This window comes from Idiomarina sp. UBA4520 (assembly GCF_002388365.1).
Lineage (GTDB): Bacteria > Pseudomonadota > Gammaproteobacteria > Enterobacterales > Alteromonadaceae > Idiomarina > Idiomarina zobellii.
In genome coordinates this window covers 13,380-39,748 of the sequence record NZ_DGMK01000017.1, presented here as the reverse complement: position 1 = coordinate 39,748, position 26,369 = coordinate 13,380, and the positions used below count along the sequence as shown (strand labels likewise).

The 26,369-nt window shown below is 46.0% G+C and carries 27 protein-coding genes; 21 read left to right on the top strand and 6 right to left on the bottom strand.

Annotated elements, in window-relative coordinates:
* Positions 1–7 precede the first annotated feature (7 nt).
* From plsX to B3850_RS07790, 12 genes are all read left to right on the top strand, one after another.
* On the top strand, positions 8–1,033 hold the full coding sequence (plsX, locus tag B3850_RS07845) for a phosphate acyltransferase PlsX (protein ID WP_053953790.1): 1,026 nt from the start codon (positions 8–10) through the stop codon (positions 1,031–1,033).
* Between the two features lie 14 nt (positions 1,034–1,047).
* Positions 1,048–2,007 (top strand): beta-ketoacyl-ACP synthase III, encoded by a 960-nt coding sequence (locus tag B3850_RS07840; RefSeq protein ID WP_053953789.1) that lies wholly within the window; start codon positions 1,048–1,050, stop codon positions 2,005–2,007.
* Between the two features lie 10 nt (positions 2,008–2,017).
* Positions 2,018–2,935 (top strand): ACP S-malonyltransferase, encoded by a 918-nt coding sequence (gene fabD / locus B3850_RS07835; protein WP_053953788.1) that lies wholly within the window; start codon positions 2,018–2,020, stop codon positions 2,933–2,935.
* Positions 2,936–2,949: 14 nt separating this feature from the next.
* A complete protein-coding gene (gene fabG / locus B3850_RS07830) occupies positions 2,950–3,684 on the top strand; it encodes a 3-oxoacyl-ACP reductase FabG (RefSeq protein ID WP_053953787.1) in 735 nt (244 codons plus the stop codon).
* Between the two features lie 117 nt (positions 3,685–3,801).
* Complete coding sequence (gene acpP, locus B3850_RS07825) at positions 3,802–4,041, top strand: acyl carrier protein (RefSeq protein ID WP_053953786.1); 240 nt, start codon at positions 3,802–3,804, stop codon at positions 4,039–4,041.
* A 35-nt stretch (positions 4,042–4,076) separates the two neighbouring features.
* Entirely contained in the window at positions 4,077–4,886 is an 810-nt protein-coding gene (pabC, locus tag B3850_RS07820) for an aminodeoxychorismate lyase (protein WP_286873195.1), read from the top strand.
* On the top strand, positions 4,883–5,902 hold the full coding sequence (gene mltG / locus B3850_RS07815; protein WP_286873198.1) for an endolytic transglycosylase MltG: 1,020 nt from the start codon (positions 4,883–4,885) through the stop codon (positions 5,900–5,902). Before pabC ends, mltG begins: the two co-directional genes overlap by 4 nt.
* Positions 5,903–5,904: 2 nt before the next feature.
* The gene (gene tmk / locus B3850_RS07810; RefSeq protein ID WP_286873200.1) at positions 5,905–6,522 is read left to right on the top strand and encodes a dTMP kinase; all 618 of its coding nucleotides are present in this window, start codon (positions 5,905–5,907) and stop codon (positions 6,520–6,522) included.
* Positions 6,522–7,388 (top strand): DNA polymerase III subunit delta', encoded by an 867-nt coding sequence (locus B3850_RS07805; RefSeq protein ID WP_286873202.1) that lies wholly within the window; start codon positions 6,522–6,524, stop codon positions 7,386–7,388. Before tmk ends, B3850_RS07805 begins: the two co-directional genes overlap by 1 nt.
* Before the next feature lie 28 nt (positions 7,389–7,416).
* Positions 7,417–7,758 carry a hypothetical protein gene (locus tag B3850_RS07800; protein WP_053953782.1) on the top strand — a complete coding sequence of 114 codons (342 nt, stop codon included), beginning with the start codon at positions 7,417–7,419 and terminating at the stop codon, positions 7,756–7,758.
* 17 nt (positions 7,759–7,775) lie between these two features.
* Complete coding sequence (locus B3850_RS07795; RefSeq protein WP_286873205.1) at positions 7,776–8,564, top strand: TatD family hydrolase; 789 nt, start codon at positions 7,776–7,778, stop codon at positions 8,562–8,564.
* A 311-nt stretch (positions 8,565–8,875) separates the two neighbouring features.
* Complete coding sequence (locus tag B3850_RS07790) at positions 8,876–10,360, top strand: bifunctional 2-methylcitrate dehydratase/aconitate hydratase (protein WP_286873208.1); 1,485 nt, start codon at positions 8,876–8,878, stop codon at positions 10,358–10,360.
* A gap of 57 nt (positions 10,361–10,417) precedes the next feature.
* Here the strand turns inward: B3850_RS07790 and B3850_RS07785 are convergent, their stop codons facing one another.
* The 3 genes from B3850_RS07785 to sppA are packed head-to-tail and all read right to left on the bottom strand — an operon-like array spanning position 10,418 to position 14,730.
* Positions 10,418–11,764 (bottom strand): sodium-dependent transporter, encoded by a 1,347-nt coding sequence (locus B3850_RS07785; protein ID WP_286911602.1) that lies wholly within the window; start codon positions 11,762–11,764, stop codon positions 10,418–10,420.
* A gap of 40 nt (positions 11,765–11,804) precedes the next feature.
* Positions 11,805–12,824 carry an asparaginase gene (gene ansA / locus B3850_RS07780; RefSeq protein WP_286873211.1) on the bottom strand — a complete coding sequence of 340 codons (1,020 nt, stop codon included), beginning with the start codon at positions 12,822–12,824 and terminating at the stop codon, positions 11,805–11,807.
* A gap of 43 nt (positions 12,825–12,867) precedes the next feature.
* Positions 12,868–14,730, bottom strand: a complete 1,863-nt coding sequence (gene sppA, locus B3850_RS07775; protein WP_286873214.1) for a signal peptide peptidase SppA — start codon at positions 14,728–14,730, stop codon at positions 12,868–12,870.
* A gap of 108 nt (positions 14,731–14,838) precedes the next feature.
* Here sppA and B3850_RS07770 point away from each other — a divergent pair, with 108 nt between their 5' ends.
* Positions 14,839–15,405 (top strand): nitroreductase family protein, encoded by a 567-nt coding sequence (locus B3850_RS07770; RefSeq protein WP_273267429.1) that lies wholly within the window; start codon positions 14,839–14,841, stop codon positions 15,403–15,405.
* Here the strand turns inward: B3850_RS07770 and asnS are convergent.
* On the bottom strand, positions 15,402–16,802 hold the full coding sequence (gene asnS / locus B3850_RS07765) for an asparagine--tRNA ligase (RefSeq protein WP_286873219.1): 1,401 nt from the start codon (positions 16,800–16,802) through the stop codon (positions 15,402–15,404). The genes B3850_RS07770 and asnS overlap by 4 nt on opposite strands.
* Positions 16,803–16,908: 106 nt before the next feature.
* Between asnS and B3850_RS07760 the strand changes: the two genes are divergently transcribed.
* The gene (locus tag B3850_RS07760; RefSeq protein ID WP_286873220.1) at positions 16,909–17,268 is read left to right on the top strand and encodes a hypothetical protein; all 360 of its coding nucleotides are present in this window, start codon (positions 16,909–16,911) and stop codon (positions 17,266–17,268) included.
* Here B3850_RS07760 and bioA read toward each other — a convergent pair.
* Positions 17,265–18,557 carry an adenosylmethionine--8-amino-7-oxononanoate transaminase gene (gene bioA / locus B3850_RS07755; protein WP_286873222.1) on the bottom strand — a complete coding sequence of 431 codons (1,293 nt, stop codon included), beginning with the start codon at positions 18,555–18,557 and terminating at the stop codon, positions 17,265–17,267. The two genes, B3850_RS07760 and bioA, sit on opposite strands and share 4 nt — an antisense overlap.
* Positions 18,558–18,659: 102 nt before the next feature.
* On the opposite strand from bioA, the gene bioB reads away from it, so the two are divergent.
* The 7 genes from bioB to B3850_RS07720 all read left to right on the top strand — a co-directional run bounded on the left by bioB (position 18,660) and on the right by B3850_RS07720 (position 25,497).
* The gene (bioB, locus tag B3850_RS07750; protein ID WP_286911601.1) at positions 18,660–19,697 is read left to right on the top strand and encodes a biotin synthase BioB; all 1,038 of its coding nucleotides are present in this window, start codon (positions 18,660–18,662) and stop codon (positions 19,695–19,697) included.
* Positions 19,698–19,708: 11 nt separating this feature from the next.
* Positions 19,709–20,845, top strand: a complete 1,137-nt coding sequence (locus B3850_RS07745) for an aminotransferase class I/II-fold pyridoxal phosphate-dependent enzyme (RefSeq protein WP_286873225.1) — start codon at positions 19,709–19,711, stop codon at positions 20,843–20,845.
* The gene (locus tag B3850_RS07740) at positions 20,842–21,627 is read left to right on the top strand and encodes a methyltransferase domain-containing protein (RefSeq protein WP_286873227.1); all 786 of its coding nucleotides are present in this window, start codon (positions 20,842–20,844) and stop codon (positions 21,625–21,627) included. The genes B3850_RS07745 and B3850_RS07740 overlap by 4 nt, the downstream gene beginning before the upstream one ends.
* A 12-nt stretch (positions 21,628–21,639) precedes the next feature.
* Entirely contained in the window at positions 21,640–22,314 is a 675-nt protein-coding gene (gene bioD, locus B3850_RS07735) for a dethiobiotin synthase (protein WP_286873230.1), read from the top strand.
* 57 nt (positions 22,315–22,371) lie between these two features.
* Entirely contained in the window at positions 22,372–23,229 is an 858-nt protein-coding gene (htpX, locus tag B3850_RS07730) for a protease HtpX (protein ID WP_286911600.1), read from the top strand.
* Positions 23,230–23,300: 71 nt separating this feature from the next.
* Positions 23,301–24,659, top strand: coding sequence for a class II 3-deoxy-7-phosphoheptulonate synthase (locus B3850_RS07725; protein WP_286911599.1), 1,359 nt, complete (start codon positions 23,301–23,303; stop codon positions 24,657–24,659).
* A gap of 40 nt (positions 24,660–24,699) precedes the next feature.
* On the top strand, positions 24,700–25,497 hold the full coding sequence (locus B3850_RS07720; protein WP_286873239.1) for a DUF1338 domain-containing protein: 798 nt from the start codon (positions 24,700–24,702) through the stop codon (positions 25,495–25,497).
* A gap of 31 nt (positions 25,498–25,528) precedes the next feature.
* Here B3850_RS07720 and ppsR read toward each other — a convergent pair whose 3' ends face one another.
* Entirely contained in the window at positions 25,529–26,338 is an 810-nt protein-coding gene (ppsR, locus tag B3850_RS07715) for a posphoenolpyruvate synthetase regulatory kinase/phosphorylase PpsR (protein ID WP_053953768.1), read from the bottom strand.
* Between the last annotated feature and the right edge of the window lie 31 nt (positions 26,339–26,369).

The window sequence follows — 26,369 nt, the reverse complement described above, 5'->3', positions numbered from 1 at the left end:
ACAGGCCATGCCTGAACTTAATATAGCGATTGATGCAATGGGGGGCGATAATGGCCCCTCTATTGTTATTGAAGCTCTGCAAAGAGCGGTTTCAAACTATCCCAATACTCACTTCACAGTTTTTGGTCACCAAGACCAGATAAATCCGCTATTAAAGCAATATCACCTTAAAGAAAGCACTGCTGTCAGCGTGGTTCATGCTGAGCAAACCATTCTCATGGATGACAAGCCTGGTCAGTCTTTACGTAGCAAACCGAATTCGTCTATGCGTCTTGCACTGCAAGCCCTTGCCAATGAACAATGCCATGCAATGGTCTGCGGCGGTAATACCGGCGCATTAATGACGAATGCGTATTTTACGGTAAAAACCTTACCCGGAGTTTTAAGGCCTGCGCTGATGACGGCGATTCCTAACCGTGTCGGTGGCAAATCGTTTTTGCTTGATTTGGGCGCAAACGCTAGCTGCGATTCTGACACCTTGTTCCAGTTTGGTGTAATGGGCTCGGTAGCTGCTGAGTATTTGCTGGACATAGAAAAGCCGAAAATTAGCTTGCTCAACATGGGCGAAGAAGAAATTAAAGGCAGTGATGTGGTTCGTAATGCCGCTGCCAGACTTTCTCAGTGTGAAGGTTTAAATTACAACGGCTTTATTGAAGGCAACCATTTATTCAGTGGCCGCTCCGACGTTATCGTTTGCGATGGTTTTGTCGGTAACATTGCGTTGAAAAGCTGCGAAGGCTTAGCAACCTTTATTATTGAGCAAATGAGAGAAACACTAAACTCTCATTGGCTGTATCGATTTTTCTTCAAATTCTTACAACGACGTACGCATAAATCGTGGGACAGGCTGAAGCCCGACCACTACAACGGAGCAAGTTTGATAGGATTGCGCCAGGTGGTGATTAAAAGCCACGGAAGTGCCAATGCGGAAGCATTCTACAGCGCTATCCAGCAAGCTGTAGCAGAGGCGCACGAGCAGCTTCCTGACCGAATCAAAAATAGGGTCGAAGCGGTCTTATCTGAACAGCCTTAAAATGCAGAGTTGTTATGACATACTCGAGAATTGTTGGTACCGGTCATTATTTACCGGAGCAACGTCTTACAAATGATGATCTTGCCACCCGTGTTGACACATCAGACGAATGGATTACTGAACGTACTGGCATTAAAGAACGGCGAATTGCAGCTGCGAATGAGTCAGCCGCAACGCTTGGCTATGAAGCCGCGAAACAAGCCTTATTAAGTAGTCAGCTAAACGCTCGGGATATCGACGTTATCGTTGTGGCGACAACTTCGGCTGAGCACGCGTTTCCAAGTGCTGCATGCGAAATTCAGCGAATGCTCGATGTCACAAATATTCCCGCATTTGATATTGGTGCGGCTTGTTCAGGCTTTATTTTTGCGCTATCGGTCGCCGATAACTTCATTAAAACCGGTCAATATAAGCGTGCTTTAGTTATTGGCACCGATGTTCTGGCGCGACTGTGTAACCCCAACGACAGAAACACCTTAGTTCTGTTCGGTGATGGGGCCGGTGCAGTCATACTCGAGCAAAGTAACGAGCCGGGCATTGTTTCAACGCATTTGTACAGCGCGGGTGAATACAGCCATTTACTGGGGGCGAAACAGGCAAACCGCAAAGCTAACCCGCAAGACGATACCTGGATGTACATGAAAGGCAATGAAGTCTTCAAAGTTGCTGTGGCAAAACTGAGTAGCTTGGTTACCGATACATTGTCGGCGAATAAGATGTCACCGGAAGAATTGGATTGGTTGGTACCACACCAGGCAAACTTGCGAATTATTAAAGCGACGGCAAAAAAATTAAACATGTCGATGGAACAAGTGGTTATTACTTTGGACAAAACAGGTAATACATCTGCCGCATCGGTGCCAATTGCGTTAGACTGGGCAGTTAAAGATGGTCGCGTTAAACGTGGGCAGAACCTATTATTAGAAGCCTTTGGTGGTGGATTCGCCTGGGGCTCAGCATTAATTCGATATTAAGAGGGTGGTTATGACGACAGCGTTATTTTTCCCGGGGCAAGGCTCGCAGAGCGTTGGTATGCTTGGTGAATTAGCCGACGAGTTTGGGATCATAAAAGAGACGTTCGCACAGGCAAGCGATGCACTTGGTTATGACGTGTGGGAGCTTGTGCAGCAAGACCCCAATAACCAGCTCAATGAAACACAGTTCACTCAACCTGCGTTACTGACTGCCAGCGTTGCGTTATATCGCGTTGCCAAAGACAAAGGTCTAGGCGATGACCTGGTCATGGCAGGGCACAGCCTGGGAGAATATTCGGCGTTGGTTTGTGCAGGTGCTATCGACTTTAAAGATGCAGTTAAACTCGTTGAAGCACGCGGCAAGTTTATGCAGGAAGCTGTTGCTGACGGTGAAGGGGCAATGGCAGCCGTTATCGGTTTAGATGATGATGTTATTAAGCAAATCTGTGAAGAGCAGGCCCAGGGCGAAGTTGTCACTCCGGTAAATTATAACTCACCGGGGCAAGTCGTTATTGCCGGTCATGCCTCAGCAGTTTCCCGTGCCGGCGAAGCCTTGAAAGAAGCAGGCGCTAAACGTGTTTTACCTCTGCCTGTTAGCGTGCCTTCGCACTGTGCGTTAATGAAGCCAGCAGCCGAAAAATTAAAGCAGGAATTGGAGAATATTACCGTTAAGTCACCGGTAATTGACGTTATCAATAATGTTGATGTCATGGTTGAAACAGATCCGGCAGCGATAAAAGACGCATTGGTCCGACAGCTTTATTGTCCGGTGCGTTGGACAGAGTCTGTTGAGAAAGCTGCTGATATGGGCGTGGAAAAAGCATTCGAAGTCGGTCCGGGGAAAGTATTAACGGGCTTGAATAAACGTATAACTAAATCATTTAATTGTTCAGCGTTAAACAGCGCTGATGCATTGAATTCAATTTAAAAGGTGAATAAGTGATGAGCTTGGAGAATAAAGTTGCGTTAGTAACAGGAGCTAGTCGTGGCATTGGCAAAGCAATCGCGCAGCAGCTTGTTCAGCAAGGAGCAACAGTAATAGGCACCTCAACCTCAGACAAAGGGGCGGCCGCTATTTCCGATTACCTTGGTGATAAAGGCAAAGGTATTGCTTTGAACGTAACTGACGCTGATAGCGTTCAGGAAACAGTAAAGTCGCTTGAAAAAGAGTTCGGTAGTATCGATATTCTGGTCAATAATGCCGGTATTACTCGCGACAACTTAATGATGCGCATGAAAAACGATGAGTGGAACTCTGTTATCGACACCAATTTAACGGCTATTTTCCGTGTCTGCAAAGCCGTGGTTCGTGGCATGATGAAACGTCGTAATGGTCGCATTATTAATATCAGTTCAGTGGTTGGTACCACAGGGAACCCTGGGCAGGTTAACTATTGCGCCGCAAAAGCGGGGCTGGTTGGCTTCAGTAAGTCTTTGGCCAAAGAAGTTGCAGCGCGCGGTATCACCGTGAACTGCGTGGCACCAGGATTTATTGATACGGATATGACAAAAGCGTTAACGGAAGAGCAAAAAGAAAGTATTTTTGCTAATATTCCTGCTGCACGATTAGGCAAGCCAGATGAAATTGCGTCTGCGGTGACATTTTTGGCGTCAGATGGGGCAGCTTACATTACCGGTGAAACCATTCACGTTAATGGCGGAATGGCGATGGTTTAAGCGGTCAGCGGTACGACCTCTTAATTTTATCGGAATTTTTACTTTATTAATGAGGCTGGTTTCACTACACTACAGCCAATTTTCACTCTCGCGACGACTATTTGAGGGATATTATAAATGAGTACTATTGAAGAACGCGTAAAGAAAATCATTATTGAGCAACTGGGTGTTAAAGAAGAAGAAGTTAAGCCTGAAGCGTCATTTGAAAATGACCTGGGTGCTGACTCTTTAGACACAGTTGAATTGGTTATGGCTTTGGAAGAAGAATTCGAAACTGAAATTCCTGATGAAGAAGCTGAAAAAATCAAAACTGTTCAAGCAGCAATTGATTACGTAAATAATCACTCTGACGATTAATTTTTCAGAGAATTATTGAGACAATAGGCGGAACCTTGGTTCCGCCTATTTTCGTTATGACGCTGATAAAACAGTTTTTTAATACTCACCCAATTGATCCCGATGCTCTTGACCGAGGGCTTCAGTTTGGCGATGGCCATTTCACCACTCTTCGTATTGTTAATGGTGTTCCAGAGCACTTAGACGCACATATTGCCCGACTGGCTCATGCCAACGACGCTTTACGCATCCATTACCCGGCAATAAGCACTTTACAGGTTCGGTTGAAGACATTGGCAGCAGAGGTTGAGGAAGGGGTGTGTAAGGTGATTATAACTCGGGGAAGTAGTGCCCAGGGTTATGGCTTTGATAGCCGCGCAGAAGCCAATGAATACATTCAGGTAAGCTCATTACCAACACCTCAAAAACCTCTAGATATTGAGTTGGCTGACTTTGTTTTGGCGCAACAGCCCATTCTTGCGGGGCTAAAAACATTAAATCGCTTAGAGCAAGTTCTGCTCAGTGCTGAAAAGTCGGAAAAAGGCGTTGATGACCTAATTGTTTGTACAAGTGACGGCACTGTTATAGAGGCTATTCAAGGTAATGTATTCTGGCGGGTCGGTGAGCAGTGGTTTACACCGTCACTGACAACGGCTGGGGTTAATGGCGTTATGCGGCAATACATCATAGAAAGCAATGCGCTTGCTAACCTTAGAATAAAAGATTGTACGGCGACTGAATTGGGGAGCGCAGAGCAAATTTTCATTTGCAACAGTGTCCGAGGCGCTGTCCCTGTTCACTCATTTAATGGTAAAGTATTCGAAAATAATCAGTTACCCAATAAGATACAACGCCTGGCTTTATGACTTTACTTAAACGTTTGTTTTTAATTGCTCTTTTTTTTATTGTCATTGGCGCAGGGGGGCTTGGCTACGGTTACTATTATTTATCTCAGCCTTTTGGAAATGTTCATCAAAGTGAACCACTTGTGCTTGAGTTTCCTAAAGGAAAGCATGCGCGGTACGTTGTTGCACAAGTTACTCAGCATTACTCACTTGATAAATCCGTGCTGAATAATACACAGCTGAGTTATGGTTTTAGCCGCTTACTTGGCGGGATAAATCATTTGAGAGCTGGTGTTTACGAGATTAAGCCAACGCATAATTGGTTTGATGTATGGAGAAAACTCGCAAACGGCGACGAGCTTCAGTTTTCGGTCACTCTGGTGGAAGGTCACACACTGGAACAGTGGCTGTTAAAGTTGAACGAGGCAACTTATTTAACGGGTGACGCGCAAACGGCTGCTGACAGGTTAAGAACTGAGTTAGGAGCTTCTTATGATTCGTTAGAAGGTCTTCTATTGCCCGAAACTTATACTTATCGAGCGTATTCGTCAGCTGAGAGCATTTTAAGAGACGCATACGAGTCAATGCAGCGCACATTAGCTGAGGTATGGAGTGAACGCTCAGATGATTGTCCGGTTGACTCGCCTTATGAATTATTAGTTTTAGCGTCAATTATTGAGAAAGAAACGGGCATAGCGGGTGAGAGAAGTTTGGTTGCCAGCGTTTTCGCAAACCGACTTGCTATTGGGATGCGGTTGCAGTCCGATCCGACAACAATATACGGTGTTGAAAACTTCGACGGTAATCTAACACGCGCACATTTACGTGAGAAAACGGCTTATAACACCTATAGAATTAATGGATTACCGCCGACACCTATCGCTATGCCAAGTCGGGCGTCGTTAGAAGCAGCCGCCAATCCTGACGAGTCGCCGTACTATTACTTTGTTGCTGATGACACCGGTGGTCATGTGTTTTCAAAAACGCTGGAAGAACATAATAAAGCCGTGCGCCGCTATCAACTAAATAAAGAGTAAATATGAAAGGGAAGTTTGTTGTTATTGAAGGTCTGGAGGGAGCAGGTAAAAGTTCTGCTATCGCCAATGTGATCACGCATTTGCAAGCTAAAGGTATTGAAACTGAAGCCGTGCGCGAACCCGGTGGAACGCCGTTGGCTGAGTCGTTACGCGACTTGGTCAAGAAAAAGTGGGATGAAACCTTAGTCCCGACAACCGAGTTGCTACTCATGTACGCTAGCCGTGTACAGCTAGTCGAAAATGTCATTAAGCCACACTTAATCAATGGCACTTGGGTTATTGGTGACCGTCATGATTTATCATCGCGGGCTTACCAGGGCGGTGGCAGACAGCTTGGCGATGAACTTTTGCAAAAGCTACGTGGGTTAACATTAGGCAGTTTTTATCCCGATTTGACCATCTTACTGGATGTTGATGAGGAAGTGGGTCTTGAGCGAGCCAGGGAGCGAGGTGAGCTGGATAGAATAGAAGAAGAGGACTTGGCGTTTTTTAAACGAACACGGCAGGCCTACCTGAACATTGCGGCGAAAGACCCGTCGATTTTCGTGATCGATGCGAATCAACCGATGTTAAAAGTACATAAAGCCATTCTAAGAACTCTTGAGGAGAATTTGTTTTAATGGCCGCCCCCTGGTTACGCGATGCATGGTTACGTTTAGTGACTGCTTTTGAAAGCAATAGGTTAGCCCATGCATATTACTTAAAACACTACCCGGACAAAGGCAGTAACAGCTTCATTGAGCAGTTCACCAAGTATTTGCTTTGCCAGTCGAAAGGGAAGAGTGCTTGTAACCAATGTAAATCGTGCTTGCTGTACGCCGCGGGAAACCATCCGGATACCTGGATACTCGATGGCACAGAAGCCAGTCGCATCGGGGTCGATGAGGTTCGTGACCTACAAAAAAACATTGTGAATAAGGCAAACCAGGGTGGTTTTAAAGTTGCCGTTATTTTGCAAGCTGAAAAAATGACTGAGCAGGCGTCTAATGCTTTACTGAAAGTACTTGAAGAGCCGCCTGCTGATACCTGTTGGCTAATATCAACGAAAGAGCCTGAACAATTATTGCCAACATTGCGAAGCCGCATGCAGTGGCTCAGCATTCCTTACCCTGAAGCCGAACAAACTGATGAACAAACTGCGCAAGCTGCGGAGCTATTCGACGCTTTGCATAAGCTGACCCCACTACCTGAGCTAAAAGACAAAGCAGTTGCGGCAGAGTGGTTGAATACGTCTGAGCGCTTAGCATCCGATATGCTCGCTCAGTTAAACCGGCTTCCCGCTGAGCGTTTTTACTTTCCTGGCGTGCGAGAGCGGTATGAACGATTAACGCAATGCTCTTGGTTGACTGCGTCGCATCTCAGTCAATGGGTATCGGAATGCCGACAGTTACGTCAGACATATCAGGGCTCCCCCGGCGTTAATTTGCCGTTATTATTAACCCTTATCTGGAGCCGCTGGTCACACTTTCTGCTGGGTGAAGAATAAGGCTCCTGTTGCAATAAACGGAGCCTTTATGTCCCACGTTATATCTGTTGAGCTTGAGTCTGCTCACGAGTTGGCAACGCGAATGGTGCCACTCTTTAAATACACATCATTTTTAATGCCTGAAACCAGTGAACATTACTATAAGTTGGGAGAAAGACTTGATGTGTCGCTGACATTGCATGATCGGCCGTGTCCTTTTTACTTCAGCACACAAGTGACCTGGCTGTTTGAAAACAGGCAGTTGCCCTGCGTTTTAACCTTGCTCCCCAAAGACCTGGCGACAGGGCATCGATTAAACTATCTGACTCACAAGCATAAGTCTGAATATGGTAAACTGTTCCGTTCATTATTAAATTCTTGCGCAACTTAATTGCAACGGAGCACTGGATGTTTGTTGATTCGCATTGTCATTTAGATCGTATTGACCCAGAGAAAGTCGGTACAGACCTGGCTGGATTAGTAGAGAATGCCCGCAAAAATAACGTGGAGCATATGCTGTGTGTTTGTGTCACGCTCGATGAGTACCCGCAAATGCGCGATACCGTTTCTGCGTATGACAATGTTTCTATATCCTGCGGTGTGCATCCCCTTTACGTCAATGAAGAGAGCATGGGCGCTGATGAAATGGCGGCAAAGTTAACAGAGCTAGCCAGCGAACCAAGGGTTGTTGCCATTGGTGAAACAGGGTTGGATTACTTTTATGATCCGGACTCGAAAGTGAAACAACAAAACAACTTCGAGCAGCACATTGCTGTAGCAGGGCAGTTGAATAAACCTCTTATTATTCATACCCGGGAAGCCCGTGAAGATACCCTGGCTATGTTAAAACAAGGCCACGCGGATAAACCTGGCGGTGTTTTACATTGCTTTACCGAGTCTTACGAAATGGCAAAAGAAGCCATCGACTCATTAGACTTTTATATTTCCATTTCTGGTATTGCGTCTTTTCGAAATGCATCGGAATTAAGAGACACAGTTAAAGCATTGCCTTTAGACAAACTACTTATTGAAACTGACAGCCCCTGGTTAGCACCGGTGCCTCATCGTGGCAAAGTGAATCAGCCGGCCTACGTGACTGATGTCGCAAGATGCGTAGCAGACGTTAAAGGTATTACGCTGGAAGAGGTTGCACGCGTGACCACTGAGAACTTTTATAAGCTGTTTAAAGCATCTTAATGAGCTGTGCATAACTTGTCGATAAAACATTTTTAATTGTTCAAAAACATAAAGTTAAAAGAAACTGTAAAAAAATTAGACATCCTTCGATTATTGTCTAAACTAAAAATTGTTGGATGAATTTTAAGCAGGATAAATGAGACTGTTTTATCATGAGTTAGCGCACGGCTCATCCCATGAGCCATTCCCCTATACCCGGAACAATCTGGATTGGTTCCGGGTTTTTTTTATCCAAAATAAACGAAAAGAGCGATCAATCAACCGATTAGCTCCGTAGCTATTTGAGTCACCCTTTGAATTAAGGAGTCATAATGCCTACGACTGTCGAACAAAATAAACGTCCCGATTACGACGACGTCATTGTCGATATCGCCGACTATGTAATGAACTATAACGTCACAAGCGAAGAAGCCTGGAGTACCGCGAAGTACTGCCTTATGGATACGCTGGGCTGCGGTATGTTGGCATTAGGTTATCCGGAATGTGCCAAACATTTGGGACCACTGGTACAAGGGACAAAGGTTCCCAATGGCGCTCGTGTTCCTGGTACACAGTTTTCTTTAGACCCCGTTAAAGCTGCGTGGGATATAGGCTGCATTGTTCGTTGGCTGGATTTCAATGATACCTGGCTGGCGGCAGAATGGGGACATCCGTCTGATAATTTAGGTGGCATTTTAGCGACCGCCGACTTCATTTCTCAGCAGCGACGCAGCCGTGGGCTTAAACCTCTTGTTATTAAAGACGTGCTGGAAGGCATGATAAAAGCCCATGAAATACAGGGTAATCTGGCCATAGAAAACAGCTTTAACCGAGTTGGGCTTGACCATGTTGTACTGGTAAAAGTGGCGTCAACAGCTGTTGTTAGTTGGCTAATGGGTGCCAGCAAAGAGCAAATTATGGCAGCGCTGTCTCAGGCTTGGGTAGATGGTCAGTCATTGAGGACCTATCGCCATGCACCTAATGCGGGCTCCCGTAAATCGTGGGCAGCGGGGGATGCCACCTCTCGGGCAGTGCGTCTGTCAGATATAACGATGCGTGGTGAAATGGGAATCCCCGGCGCTTTGACTGCGCCACAATGGGGTTTTTATGATGTTCTCTTTAGTAAGACAAATAAAGATCAGAAGCTGAAAGACGAAGAAGATCGGAAATTTAAGTTTCAGCGCGATTACAGCAATTACGTTATGGAAAACATTCTGTTTAAACTGTCTTTCCCGGCAGAGTTTCATGCTCAAACAGCGTGTGAAGCTGCAGTAACGCTTCATCCCGATGTAAAAGGTAAGGTAGACGACATAGAGAAAGTCGTTATTACAACACATGAATCTGCGATTCGTATTATCTCCAAAGAAGGGGAGCTGGCTAACCCCGCAGATAGGGATCATTGCTTACAGTATATGACCGCAGTGCCCTTAATCTGGGGGGAACTGAATGCTGATCACTATGAAGATGGATTTCATCAGGCACATCCGGAAATCGATGCTCTTCGAGAAAAAATGGTCGTTGAAGAAGACCGCCAGTACAGTGAAGATTATCTGAATCCGGATAAGCGTTCGATTGCCAACGCGATCCAAGTTTTCTTCAAAGATGGTACGAAAACAGAAAAAGTGGCAGTGGAGTATCCAATAGGACATCGTAACCGTCGTGACGAGGGTATTCCTGTACTCAAAGAAAAATTTAAAGCGAGCTTAAGTAAGCGGTTTCCGGCAAGTCAGGCGAATGAGATATTTAAACTGTGTACTGAAAACGACTCGTTTGATCAAATGCCGGTCGATAGTTTTATGGATAAATGGGTTATTTAATGATGAAAAGGCTGTCGTTATTGGCGGCAGCCTTTATTTCTTTATCCTTAAACTGATTCAGCCCTGCCAAATAATCAAAAGAATAAGCACCGGGCAAACAAATTTGACGTACCAGGGCCATATTTTCCAGAACCAGCTTTTATCGATATCCGGTGAACCTTGCTTTAAAGCTTTCAGCAGGTGATTCTGGCGTAAGACCCAAGTCAGCATAATAGCGAACACCAGAGCCATTATTGGCTGCATATAAACGGTGCTGAATGTGACTACCGCCCCAAATAAGACCTCAAAATTATAAATAATTGTAGTCGAAATAGCGGTGACAATAAGAGTGACTATCCACACCCCTGAGCTTCTGTCGCAGCGAGCTTCTTCGCGCAATGCGTTTACCGGTGCTTCCAGCATAGAAATAGAGGATGTAATGGCTGCTATAACCATCAATAAAAAGAAGCCGAACGAGACGAATAAGCCTGCCGTTCCAAGTGTGTCAAACATTGCGGGTAATACGGTAAATACCAGTGTATCGGCGGAGAGCAGGGTACCGTCATCTGCGTATATTTGAACGCCATTGGACTGAGCAACGAACATAGCGGGTAAAATTAAAAGCCCGGCTAAAAAGGCCACGCTGGTATCTATACCAGCAACCCAGGCGGCTGTTTTAGGAATATTCTCTTTGTTCGATAGATAGGCGCCGTAAGTCATCATTACGCAAACACCTAGCGATAATGAGAAAAAGGCCTGACCCATGGCTCGTATGATAAGTTGCGGGTCGCTAATTTGGGAAAAGTCAGGGACTAAATACATTTTAAGGCCTTCAAGAGCGCCTTCCTGAGTCAGAATGTATGCTGACATACCAATTAAGAGGACAAACAGCATTGGCATGAGCCGTCGTGACCAGCGTTCTATGCCGTTATTGACACCTGAACGCACCACGTAGACGGTTAACAGCATAAAGAAGACCATGGTCGCCATATTTCTGGCTTCTGAAAATTCGACAAACCATGCGGCAGTGTCCGGCAGGCCAACAAAGATAAGTAGCGGCGATATCATATACGAAATAAGCCAGCCGGATACGATGGCATAAAAACTTAAAATCAAACTAAGGACGATAAGCCCGACGACCCCGGCTATAGCTCCGGTTCCTCTGAAGAAGGCTTTGTCGGATAAATTTCTTAACGCTTCAATTGGGTTGTTTTGACGAATTCGGCCGATGGTGACTTCTGCCACAAGCATAGGGTAGGCGAGAATGGCAATCATAATGAGGTAAACCAGTAAAAAGGCACCTCCGCCGTTACTGGCCGCCTGGGTTGGAAAGCCCCATATATTGCCGACTCCAACGGCGGAGCCAGCAGCAGCGAGAATAAAGCCTAATCGTGAGGCAAAAGCCGGAGACGTATTTTTAGCCATAGTAATATTGTTATTATTATTGATTTGAGTCAGTGCTCGATTATGGCGGAGTTAATTCGCCGCGTAAATTCTTCTGTAATAGTTTTTGAATTTCATTGTGATAAATGTCTTGCGACAGTAGGTAATGTAACTTGGTTAGCGCGGCTTCAATGGTCATATCGGAGCCGGACACTAAGCCAAGTTTTGCCAGCGCATTGCCGGTAGCATAACCGTCCATATCGACACGCCCACGGAAACACTGTGTGCAATTTAAAATTGTAATGCCGTTATCGATACCGCGCTTTAAAACAGAGAGCAGAGCATCGTTTTGCGGCGCATTGCCGACGCCATAACTTTGTAGAATAAGTGCTTTCACCGGCTGTTTTAACTGGTTGTCGATTATGTCGGGTGAAATGCCCGGATAAAGCATGACCACACCGATAGGCTGTGGCGTCATTTCAACCACGTTGAGCTCACTCGGTTTGGCATCTGTTTCGGAAAGTTGACCGGCATTTAAGCGAATTTGTATGCCAGCTTCCAGCAACGAGGGGAAATTGGGCGATGAAAACGCATTAAAGCCATTAGCATCCGATTTCGTTGAACGGTTTCCGCGAAATAAGGTGTTATTAAAAAACAGGCCGACTTCTGGAATCGGATAGTTAGCAGCAACGTAAAGGGCATTCAGCAAGTTCGTTTGACCATCGGAACGCAGTGCTGCTAAAGGAATTTGTGAGCCGGTAACAATGACCGGTTTATTGAGGTTTTGCAGCATGAACGATAGGGCAGACGCTGTGTAAGCCATGGTATCGGTACCGTGGAGGATGACGAATCCATCATAATCCGAGTAATTGTCCTCAATATCCCGGGCGATAGTAACCCAGTCTGCCGGGGTCATGTTTGAGGAGTCCATTAAAGGACAGTATTCATGAATAACAAATTCCGGCATTTCTTCCCTGAAAAACTCCGGCATTTTTTGTACGCAATCACTTAAGTGCCCCGCAACCGGAACGTATCCTTGTTCCGATTTTTTCATACCTATGGTTCCGCCGGTATAAGCAACATATATCTTTTTACGAGGCACTTGCGTCTCCTGTCGACATTCTTAGTAACGAATGTCGATTATTCTAACGCGGTTGAGGGCACAGTGCACAGTATGAGTAAACGTTTTTCGGGTCGTTGAAGTTTCTCAGTACGGCAGTTTCAGACTGTACGTCACTGAATAGCTTCAATAACCAATCACTACTATTGTCACGGCTCACCTTAGGTAACAAGTCGCTAGCCGCACTATTGTTAAACAGTTCAGCAAAGAACTGCTCTTGTGGTGATAATTTCTGCTGAACAACATTCACATCATACTTTTCAATAGAGGCTAGCTCTGCTGCCAGTTTAATGGCGTCGTCGTAGTCACCTAAGGTATCAACCAGACCACGTTTCATTGCTTGACGACCTGTCCAGATACGGCCCTGAGCTATTTCATGTACGTCATCTTTGCTCATATTACGAGCATCAGCGACAAGACTTAAGAAGTTGTCGTAGGTATTTTCCACCGACTTTTGAATCATCGTTTGCTGGTAGTCTGTCATTTCTTCCATAGGGTTTATGGATTCAATTTCAGTGGTGCTGACAGAGTCACTGTGAATACCAATAGCAGCAAGGCTGTCTTCCAGGTTCATCAGTAATCCAAACACACCGATAGAGCCAGTAATGGTAGTAGGGGAAGCAATGATTTTATCAGCATCTGCGGCAATCCAGTAACCGCCTGAAGCTGCGACTGAACTCATTGATGCTACAACCGGAATACCATCTTCTTTTGCTTGCAATAACTCCTGACGAATAATTTCTGATGCGAAAGCGCTGCCACCCGGGCTGTCAATGCGAAGCACAATGGCTTTGGTGTTTTCGTCATTACGGGCATCGCGAATAAGTTTAGCGGTACTGTCGCCACCAATCATGCCGGCTTTTTGAGAACCGTCGACAATTTGGCCTCGCGCAACAACAACACTGATCTTCGGTTCGTCTTTTGCTTTTGGTGCCGGCATTGGTGGTTTCTGCGCAGTCAGGTAGTTATCAAAAGTAATGTGCTTGAACGTTTCCTTCTCTTCGTCAAGCCCCGCCAAATTAATAAGCTCATTACGAACCTCTGTGCGTGTTTTCAGTGCATCGACTAAGTTGTTATCTAACGCCATGCGCGCCATGTCGCCGTTTGCTTCGTCAAACGCGGCCATGTAATCATCAATTTTGCCACTGGTTAAGCGAGGGTTGATATTACGAGTGGTAGTCACGCTATTACGAAACTCGGCCCATAACTCGCTATATAACGTTTCATTGGCTTCCCGGGCTTCGTCTGACATGTCGTTACGAATAAAGGGTTCAACCGCAGCCTTGAATTTACCGACTTTAAAAACGTGCGGCTTAACTTTTAGCTTCTCAAGCAACTCTTTAAAGTAAACCTGGTTGTAATCAAGGCCTTCAAAAACGACACCACCCATTGGGTTTAAATAAAGCTGATCAGCGTGGGCTGCAATATAATACTGATGTTGCGCATAGTAATCGGCGTTACTAATAATGGGCTTACCTGAGGTTCTGAACTCTTCTAATGCCTCGGTAACAGCGCTCAGTTTATTAATGCCACTTGGGTAAAGATCCTGAAGATCTAAGTAAAGCGCGCCAATACGCTCATCGCTCTGAGCCATCTCAATACTTTCTACAACATCGGCCACTAATACTTCGGGAATATCATCACCGCCGCCAAGTGCTTCAGAAAAGAATTTATCAATAGGAGAGACCCAGGTTTCTTCTTCAACGAGAATACCTTGTGGGTTAAGTACCAGTATGCCGTTTTCAGGCACTTCAATAGGGTCTTCGCCACTTATCATGCTGGCCAGGAAAATAGCCAACACAATAAAGAAGACTAAATTTATAATGACCTTTCGGGTACCGTTGATTATTCGCCAAATATATTTAAAGATTGAGCTCACTGAACGCATAGCTATCACTCATTGTTATTTAAGAAATGTCTTAAGCATATCGAAAGTGGTCTATGCAAGCTAGCCGGAGAATGTAACGAACCGTTACATAATGATAAAGGTTGATATATGGATGCAGTAGAGTTATTAACAACGCGCTCTTCAATGCCACGGCTGATAGAGCCTGGGCCCAGTGTCGAACAATTGGAGCTAATAAAAAAGTCAGCGGTGAGAGCACCCGATCATATGTCGTTAGCGCCGTACGAGTTTATACAATTTCAGGGAAAGGATCGTGGAATTCTGGCTGACATCTATCAGCAGGCGGCACGTATTAATGACTTTTCTGAAACCATTGTTGAGCAGGCTGGGCAATTACCGTTTCGGGCTCCTTTAGTGATAGCGGCCTGTCTAAGGTATCAAGAGCATCCGAAAGTACCGCGTGAAGAGCAGCTATGTACCGTTGCTTGTGCTGCTCATGGCATGCAGCAAGCGGCTTTTGCGCAGGGACTCGGGGCAATTTGGCGTACCGGTTGGACCGCGGAAGATGATTACGTCAAAGAGCAGCTGGGTTTAGCTGAAGACGACGCTATTGTTGGCTTTTTGTACGTAGGCACGCCTGCTGTACCTACGCCAATAAAACCTGAAAAAGATGCTGAACCGTATTTTGTTTCAGCAAAAGATAAAGTGCTGAGTTAAAACTCAGCACTTTTGGGAGCCCGTGGGAAAGGAATGACATCGCGGATGTTTTGTACGCCGGTGACGTAAGCAACTAAGCGTTCAAAACCAAGCCCAAAGCCTGCATGCGGGACGGTACCGTAGCGGCGAAGGTCACGATAAAATTCATACTCTTCCATTGGTAGGTTCATTTCTTCAATGCGCTTATCAAGAATATCTAAGCGCTCCTCGCGAGCAGAACCTCCAATAATTTCACCAATACCCGGGGCTAATACGTCCATTGCCGCAACGGTTTTTCCGTCTTCGTTTTGACGCATATAAAAGGCTTTAATATCACGTGGATAGTTTTTCAGAATAATCGGGGCGCCAACGTGCTCTTCTGCAAGATACCGTTCGTGCTCAGATTGTAAATCAACACCCCATTCAACCGGGTATTCAAATTTCTTGCCGCAGTTTTTCAGAATCTCAATAGCGTCTGTGTAATCCATGTGGACGAAGTTGCTGTTCACAATGGCTTCTAAACGACTGACGGCTTCCGAGTTAATGCGTTTAGCGAAAAACGCCATGTCGTCAGGGCGCTCTTGAAGGACTGCTTTGAAAACATACTTAAGCATGTCTTCAGCTAAGTCAGCGACATCATCAAGTGATGCGAAAGCAAGCTCTGGCTCGACCATCCAAAACTCGGACAAGTGGCGGCTGGTATTCGAGTTTTCAGCGCGGAACGTTGGCCCAAAGGTATAGACCTTAGACAACGAGCACGCATAAGACTCAACGTTTAGCTGACCCGATACGGTCAAAAAGGCTTCTTTACCGAAAAAGTCTTCAGAAAAATCGACTTCACCCTTTTCTGTTTTCGGTACATTGAGTAAATCTAACGTTGATACACGGAACATTTCACCAGCGCCTTCACAATCTGACGTAGTGATAATAGGGGTGCTAACCCATAAATAGCCGTTCTCGTGAAAGAAGCGGTGAATAGCCTGAGACAAAGAGTTACGAACACGCATCACTGCGCCGGTAATGTTTGTTCTAGGGCGTAAATGAGCGTATTCACGCAAGTATTCCATGCTGTGACGTTTCGGCGCCATTGGATAGGTGTCTGGATCTTCGACCCAGCCATAAACATGGACTTTCGTCGCTTGCAGTTCGAACGATTGACCTTGCCCCTGAGAAGGAACGACCACACCGGTAATAGCAACAGAACAACCCGTTGTCAGCTTTTGCACTTCATTACTGTAGTTAGGAAGCTCAGCAGGAACAACGGCTTGAACGGCCTCGAAACAGGAGCCATCATGCACATTAATAAACGAAATACCCGCTTTTGAGTCACGGCGCGTACGCACCCAACCGCGAACCGTTACCGTTTCATCGACGGGAATTTTGCCTTCCAGAATATCCACTACAGAAGCATACGACATGGGTTTCTATTCTCCGAAATTTACACTATTTTGCGAATCAAAGGTTGCTATGTTACCTCGGATTGGCGCAGACTCAAGTATAACCCCGTTAACAGAGAGAAAAATTATGAAAAGGGGCTCTATAGACGACTTGAAAAAAGTACCATTTTGGTCAAGGGTGCTTGGCTTATTATGCATCTCTGGCTGGGTCATATTTGTTATTGCCACTATTGTTTTTAATTACGCAAAGCCCGAGCGTAATACCATACTGACACAAATCTTTGGTATTCCGGTTCGGGATTACTGGCATATAACACTAGGCGACTTATTTTTTATCACACTTTGCATTGGCTTAGTGATTAGCCTTATAAGCCTGGCGCTCAACTTTGTGCTCTTTAGGCAGCATAAACAGCATATTTGGGTGAACCTGGTGATACTTATTTTAAGCTGCCTGGGTGGCTTATCACTTTATTTCTTCGGCTTTTAAACGCTTTTTGCGTAGCCAGCCATTGCCGAGCATAACGTTGATAACTCCTGCTCGCTAATAATATAAGGCGGCATAATATAAAGCAGCCGACCAAAAGGGCGTATCCAAACGCCGTGTTTAATGAATAAACGCTGCGCTTCAGCGACGTCGATTGTCTGTTCCATCTCCAACACACCAATAGCACCAAAAACTCGTGCTTCGTGCACGGAGCTTAGCTCATTTAAAGGCAGTAACTTCTCTTTGAGGTGTTTCTCTATGGTACTCACTTGCTGCTGCCAATTGCCTTCACTAACTATGGCTAATGACTCGGATGCGACAGCGCAAGCCAGGGGGTTCCCCATAAAAGTAGGTCCGTGCATGAGCGCGCCACCAGCAGGGCCTTGCCCGATAGTTTCAGCGACCTTTGCGGTCGTGACGGTTGCCGCTAACGTCATATAGCCACCCGTTAACGCTTTACCAAGACAAATGATATCGGGCGTTACTTCGGCGTGTTCGCAGGCGAATAATTTTCCGGTTCTACCAAAGCCAGTGGCAATTTCATCGGCAATGAGCAGCACCTCGTATTTATCACAAAGCGCTCGTATAAGTTTCAGGTAGTTAGGGTGGTAAAAACGCATGCCTCCGGCCCCCTGAACAATAGGTTCAAGAATAACGGCGGCTAATTCTTTATGGAACTGTTCGAACCATAGTGTCAACTGCTGGCCAGAGTTTTCATCCCATTCATCGTCGGGTGTTAATTCAGGAGCATCAGCAAAAATTTGCGTAGCAATGGCGTTATTAAAAAAGCTGTGCATGCCATTTTCCGGATCACACACCGACATAGCTTTGAAGGTGTCACCGTGATAACCGCCTTTTATGGTTAACAGCTTAGACTTCTCAGGGCGTGACTGCGCCAGCCAGTACTGTAGGGCCATTTTTATGGCCACTTCGACACTGACAGAGCCTGAGTCTGCAATAAACACTTTCTCTAACGGAGAAGGCAGCATATCAACCAATTGTCGCCCCAGGTTAATTGCCGGCTCGTGTGTAAGGCCCCCAAACATTACATGGCTGACGGTATCAATTTGTTGATGGGCAACCTTATCCAACCGTGGGTTACGATAACCGTGAATTACCGCCCACCAGGAGGACATTCCGTCAATAAGCTGCTCGCCGCTTTTAAGGGTAATAGTGGCACCTTTTGCTGAGCTCACTTCATAGGACGGTAGCGGGTGGCTCATTGAGGTATAAGGGTGCCATAAATGTTGGCGGTCGAAGGCTTCATTACTTAAACGGCTTGATGAGGTCATAAATTGCCCAGTTGTAAAGTTTCTATTCTTGTGTAAATTGACAGAGCAATGATAACGCATATTCTATGCGACATTAACTGTTCAAATGACGAGATTATTAATATGTCTGCCATTCGCAATGACTGGACCATTGAAGAAGTCCAGAATTTACTACAGCTTCCGTTTAACGACTTAATGTTCAAAGCCCAGAGTGTTCACAGAGAGCACTTTAACCCGAATGAAGTACAGGTCAGTACGCTGCTTTCTATTAAAACCGGAGCGTGTCCTGAAGACTGCAAATATTGTCCACAGAGCGCGCATTACCATACCGGACTTGACCGGGAGCGCTTAATGGCCGTTGAAAGTGTCTTGCAGGAAGCGCAAGCGGCGAAAGACAAAGGAGCCAGTCGTTTTTGTATGGGCGCTGCATGGCGGAACCCGAAAGACAGAGATATGCCTTACATTATGGAAATGATTAAAGGCGTTAAAGAGCTGGGTTTAGAAAGTTGCATGACACTGGGCATGCTGAGTGCAGAGCAAGCGAAGCTGCTGCAACAGGCCGGGCTTGATTACTATAACCATAACTTGGACACCTCGCCGGAGTTTTATGGCGACATTATTACCACACGAACTTATCAGGACCGCATTGATACCCTGACCAATGTTCGTGACGCTGGTATGAAAGTTTGTGCAGGCGGCATCGTTGGTATGGGAGAAAGTGTGAAAGATCGCGCTTCATTGTTGGTGCAGCTCGCTAACTTACCTAAGCACCCTGAAAGTGTACCCATTAATATGTTGGTGAAAGTTGAAGGGACGCCTTTCGCTAAGCTCGAAGACTTAGATAATTTTGAGTTCGTACGTACTGTTGCTGTTGCCCGTATTCTAATGCCGCAGTCGCATGTTCGATTGTCGGCTGGCCGTGAAGATATGAATGACGAAATGCAGGCGCTATGTTTCTTAGCTGGTGCTAACTCGATATTTTATGGTGAGAAACTACTGACCACAGCCAACCCCGAAGCAGATGCTGATCTTCGTTTATTTGAGCGCTTAGGCATTACGCCAGAGCAGGCCGATGGCTATGATGACGAGGTACACACAGCAGTGATTGAAGATGCCATTGCTGAACAAGAGCAGCCGGTTCGTTTCTACGACGCATCTTAAATTAACAGCCAATGCACGAGTCGCTACGCCAGAAACTTAAGCAACGAATGTCTTCGCCGCAAATGCGTCGGCGGCGCTGCCGAGCAGCAAGGGAAAGCAATGTTGTACTCGACTTTTCTAAAAATGATTATCTGGGGTTAAGTCAGCACCCAGAAGTTAAGAAACAGTTCGTTGATGCGGCTAATGAATGGGGCGTCGGAAGCACCGGCTCTCCGTTATTAAGTGGCTATAGTTTGGCGCACCAACGGCTCGAATCGGAGCTTTCAGAGTGGCTGGAAAAGCCGGCTGGACTACTCTTCCCTTCTGGCTTCTCGGCAAATGTCGGGGTTCTGAGCACTTTGGTTAGTGACACCAGCAAAATATACGCGGATAAACTGGTTCATGCGTCTTTGATTGACGGTATAAAGCAAAGTCGTCAGCGGTTTAAGCGCTATGCCCACAGTCAACCACTGACCATTGCTGAGGCACTGAAGCCCGGCGACTGGCTGGTGACAGAAGGTGTCTTCAGCATGGACGGCGATGATGCCGGCATTACACAATTAATCGAACTTAAAAAACGTCAGTCGAACACCACAGTTATGGTGGATGATGCGCATGGCATTGGTGTTCTTGGTTATAGCGGCAAAGGCGCATTATCGAATGATTTGGGCGTTGCTGACATCATGACAGGGACTTTCGGCAAAGCTTTTGGCGTTGGCGGAGCGTTTGTTTGTGCAGACCAAGACACTATTGAAGCGCTGATTCAGTTCTGCAGAGAATACATCTATTCAACCGCAATGCCACCGGCACAAGCGGCCGCAGCAAGCGCCGCCTTAATGGTTATAAAGCACCAGGAAGGGCGCGAGAAGCGAGAGCACTTGGCACAACTGGCGCAGCAGTTTCAATTAGAGATGTCTCGTCGGGGGTTAGTCTATATTGAGTCTTCAACTCCAATTCAAAGCTGGCTGTTTGAAAGCGAAGAGTCTGCCAAGCGAATGGCTGGCGAGCTAAGCAGTTTAGGTTATTTATGCCGTGCCATTGTTCACCCCACGGTACCTAAGCATTCACCCCGAATTCGCTTTAGTCTAAACAGCAATATGCAGCCTGCTCATATAAGTCAGTTTTGGCATGTGGTGGACGGGTTACTGGAGCGCGACAACGCATTATGAAGCCGCTTAATTTTGATAAAGCCGTTGCTCAGCATTTTGATCGTGCGGCGATAAGCTATGCTCAGCATGACGAAATTCAAAGAAAAGCCGCTCACGACTTATTGGGCTACGCCAACGCAGTCAAGCCTATTAGTCCGGAAACAATTGTTGATATTGGCTGTGGTCCCGCCGCTGAAACAACGCGGCTTGAGAGTTATAGCCAGCAATACCTTGGTATTGATATTTCAAGAGAGATGCTGGCACAGGCTCAGACGTTAAATCCTCACTTGAGCTTGTTACAAGGCCATTGGACTGCGCTGCCTTTAGCCAATGAGAGTGTCGACTGGGTATTTGCGAATTTATCACTGCAATGGGTGGATGATTTAAACACCGCGTTTGCGGAAGTTTACCGTGTGCTTAAACCCGGTGGTATTGCCACGGTGAACACGTTGCTTCCGGGTACCTTTTCTTCTTTACAAAACAGTTGGGCTGAGGTCGACAACAAACCTCACATCAATAACTTTTCAACACTAGCGGATATTACCCAAGCGACAGAAACATTTCCGTGGTTGCATAAAACCTTTTATACGCACAATTACGTCCAGCATTTTTCCAATTTACGTGCTTTGCTAACCAGTATAAAAGGGGTGGGAGCCAGTTTGGTAAAACGAGATAACAACTCAGGTTTGATGACTAAATCGAAATTACAAACTTTAGCAAACACCTATGAAACTTACAGAATAAGTGGTGGATTACCCTTGGAATGGCATATTGTTAATATAGTTTTAGTTAAGTATGGTTGATTAATAGTTAATATGGATATTTATTTTATAACTGGTACTGACACAGATGCAGGTAAAACAGTCGTAGCGTGCGGCTTTGTTCAGTATTTAGTGGAATGCGGACAAAAAGTCGCTGTTATGAAACCGGTTGCCTCCGGTTGCGAGATGACCGACGGGCAACTAAAAAACTCAGACGCCTTAGCGTTAATGAAGGTTGCAAACGTTACTCAGCCCTATAAGCAGGTTAACCCTTATACCTTTAAACCTGCAATTGCGCCTCATATTGCCGCTGCTGATGAGAATGTAGAAATATCTTTGGATAAGCTTCAACAGACGGTTGACGAAATTCGTCAAAGTAACGTGGATGCTTTAGTAATAGAGGGTGCAGGGGGCTGGCAGTTGCCTTTATCTAATTCTCACTTTATGCCAGAGCTGGTTAAGCGCTTGTCTGCAAAAGTTATTTTAACGGTGGGCTTAAAGTTAGGGTGCTTGAATCACGCGTTACTTAGCGCACAGTCAATTAAAGCGTCTGGGTGTGATTTAGCAGGCTGGATTGCTGTGCAAACGACAGAAACTCCCATGCCCAGACAAACCGAAAACCTGGAAACATTAATCGCTGTATTGCGGTCAAAACCGATAGCAGTGCTGCCTTATATTCCTGATTGGCAGACACAAAATTTAGCCAGTAAATTTTCACTGGTGTATTGAACTTAAGGCTAAGCGCCTACATATCGGTAACTGTGACTATTTATAACGGAGACTAGGATGAAAAGAATCCTGCTGTTTTTAGCAACTAATATAGCTATTTTATTGGTTGTTAGTGTTGTTTTTAATATTGTCATTGCAGCGACCGGAATCGATGCTAGTGGCTCTGCCGGGTTATTGATTTTCTGCGCTTTATTTGGCTTTGGTGGTGCGTTTGTCTCGCTTTGGATATCTCGCTGGATGGCCATTCGGTCAACCAGAGCGCGGGTAATTGAACAGCCTCAGAACCAGTCAGAAGAATGGCTGATAAGAACAGTTCAGCAGCAAGCACAAAAAGCAGGCATACCGATGCCACAAGTAGCGGTTTACCAGTCTCCATCACCTAATGCTTTTGCGACGGGGCGCAGCAAGAAACATTCATTGGTTGCGGTAAGTACCGGCCTTTTACAAAGTATGAACGCAGACGAAGTGGAAGCGGTGCTGGCGCACGAAGTCAGTCACATTGCTAACGGCGACATGGTCACACTGACCTTAATTCAAGGTGTGGTGAATACCTTTGTAATGTTTTTTGCGCGGATCATCGCCAGCGCCATTGCACGCGGTGATAACCAACGTGGTGGCCTGGCTTATTATGGCTTAGTCATGTTGCTGGAAGTTGTCTTCGGCATTTTGGCCAGCACCATAGTCATGTGGTTCTCGCGTCAGCGTGAGTTCAGAGCCGACGCAGGCTCCGCAGACATAGCAGGTAAACAGAAAATGATAGCGGCGTTGCGTCGTTTGCAGCAAGGCCGCGAATCAGAACTGGACGGTACCATGTTAGCTTTCGGCATTAAGGGAAAACGCTCAACGATTGGTAAACTCTTTATGAGTCATCCGCCTTTGGAAGAGCGTATTCATGCACTGGAGCAACGGCGTTAGTCGTTGCTTTTCAGCGGCGGACACCGTACATTCGTACCTCTTACAGAGCAAAAAAATCGGAAGTTAATTTTATGGCACAGTGGAGTGCGCGCAGCTGGCGCGATAAGCCAATTCAACAACAACCCAGCTATCAAAACGAACAGCAGCTGCATGATGTCGAGAGGCAATTAAGTCAGTTCCCACCGTTAGTCTTTGCAGAAGAGATTCGGGCACTAAGAAATCAGCTCAGCGATGTTTGTCAGGGCAATGGCTTTTTGTTGCAAGGCGGTGACTGTGCCGAGTCCTTTAGTGATTTTAATGCCCCTAAAATAAGAGACACCTTTAAAGTCATTCTGCAAATGGCCATTGTTATGACTTTTGCTGGCTCATGTCCGGTGACCAAAGTTGCAAGAATGGCTGGGCAATATGCCAAGCCTCGCTCAAGCGACTTCGAATCGATTGATGGTGTCAGCCTGCCAAGTTATCGCGGTGATATTATTAATGGCTCTGATTTTAACCAAGCCTCCCGTGAACCAGACCCTGAGCGCATGCTTAAGGCGTATCATCACTCGGCGGCAACCTTAAACCTACTGCGAGCCTTTGCGCAGGGCGGTTTGGCAAACCTGCATAAGGTTCACAAGTGGAACTTAAGCTTCATAGCTTCAAATCCGCTGAAAGAACGTTATCAGCAAATTGCAGAAGAAATTCAATCAGCACTGCGCTTTATGGAAGTGCTTGGTATTAATGCCGATAACAATGCAACCATTCATGAAACGTCGCTGTTTACGTCGCACGAAGCCTTATTACTGCCATACGAGCAAGCCTTAACACGTACCGACACTCTTACAGGTTTACCTTACGACTGTTCGGCACACATGGTTTGGATAGGGGAACGTACGCGCCAATTGGACCATGCTCATGTCGAGTTTATGCGCGGCATTAATAACCCAATTGGTGTGAAGGTAGGGCCGAAAATGCCGGAGGACGAGCTTATTCGCCTTATCGATGCGCTTAATCCGGATAATGAAGCAGGGCGCTTAACACTCATTACCCGCATGGGCGCAGACAATCTGGCGGACAACATGCCACGCCTGGTGCGTCGCGTAAAAGAAGAGGGTCGCAATGTTATCTGGTCGAGTGATCCAATGCATGGCAACACTATAAAAGCTGACAATGGCTTGAAAACGCGATCGTTCGACGCCATTCATAAGGAACTGAGACAGTTCTTCGCCATTCATCAGTCTGAGGGTACGTATCCTGGCGGGATTCACCTGGAAATGACCGGGGAAGACGTAACCGAATGCACTGGTGGCGCCTATAAAATCAGCGAAGAAGACTTATCGAGCCGCTACCGCACGCAGTGCGATCCACGACTTAATGCCGATCAAGTGTTAGAATTGGCATTCTTAGTGGCCGAATCGCTGAAAGCAGCCCGCAATGGCGAAGGCTAAATTTTCTATTTCATTGAATCTATAAGAGGACAACCGTTGTATGTCACAGCAGGTAGAGCAGTTATTTGAGAATTTGTGGCAAGATTACTTATCTCGCACGCCATCGGCAGAAAAAGTACACAAAATTCTGGGTGAAGGGCACCCGATCATTAACGATCACGTTGCTTTCAGAACATTCGATATTGCTCCGGTTGGCTTAGAAGTTCTGGCACAGCACTTTCTCGATTTAGGCTACAAGGAAGGCGGCGATTATCACTTTGAAGCGAAGAAGCTTCGCGCTAAACACTTCGAGCATGACGACCCTGAGCTGCCAAAAGTCTTTATTAGTGAGTTAATGACCAGCGAGTTTTCTGACGAGTTGCAAGCTAAAGTGAAGGATATGGTTGCGCAAGTCTCTGAAGAAGACACTAAGAAACCTGACTTTTTGTACTCAGGAACCCACTGGAAAGTCAGCCATGAAGACTATCAGGCGCTGTTAGAAGAAAGTGAATACGCTGCTTGGATGTCGGCGTTCGGCTATTGCGCAAACCACTTTACTGTCAGCGTTAACCAACTTCCGGGCTATGAGTCACTGGAACAGGTTAATCAGAAGCTAAAAGACAACGGCTTTACCCTGAACACCTCTGGTGGTGAAATCAAAGGGTCTCCTGAGGTCTATCTTGAGCAGTCATCGACTATGGCTGACCGCCATGATGTTGAGTTCTCTGATAAAACGGTCAGCATTCCCAGCTGTTTCTATGAGTTTGCGAAACGCTATGAAATAGAACCTGGTAAGCTCTACACCGGTTTTGTTGCAGCGTCTGCAGACAAAATCTTTGAAAGTACTAACGCAAAATAAGCGCAAAATAAGCGTTAATAACGGAACGGCACTAATAGCGGTGCCGTTCTAAGTTGGTCTTCGCAAGAATCTTCGCAGCAATTTCTTCGACCGAATAATGCGTTGAATTGATAAAAGGTATTGCTTCCCGGCGGTACAGCTTTTCAACCTCGGCTAATTCAAATCGACACTGTGCTAACGACGCATAACGACTACCTTCCCGGCGTTGACTGCGTATTTCATGCAAGCGCTGAGAGCTAAGCGTTAAGCCAAAAATTTTGTGACGGTGCATTTTGAGTTCTTTTGGCAATTGCAGCCGCTCAAAGTCGTCATCGTCCGTAAGAGGGTAGTTAGCCACTTTAATGCCGTATTGCATCGCCAAATAGAGGCTGGTTGGTGTTTTTCCGGTTCTCGATACACCTACCAGAATAAGATCGGCTTTATCGAGTTGGTTAAGACGCTTACCGTCGTCGTTATCCAGCGCATAGTTAATGGCATCTATTCGGAAGTTATAATTCTTATGGACACCGTGAGTACGGTGGGTCTTCGGCTCAGCTTTAACGTTAAGCTCTTTCTCAACGGGAGCCACAAAGTGGTCGAGGAAATCATAGCAAACACCACCACAGTGGGTTATTTTTGATTTTAGAGACTCGTTAACAAACGTATGAAAGATAAGTGGTGGCTCGCCACTTTCTTCTTGTGCTTTTTGAATGGTTTTACAGACATCTTCTGCTTTTTTTTCGGTATCAATAAATGGCAGGGTTTTATGCTCAAAGGTGACCGGAAACATAGAAAGCAAGGCATGGCCAAAGGCCTCGGCGGTCAGTGCCGTACCGTCAGAAATATAAAAGGCGTAGCGCACGTTAAGTCTCTTTTACAAAGGATTAATACAG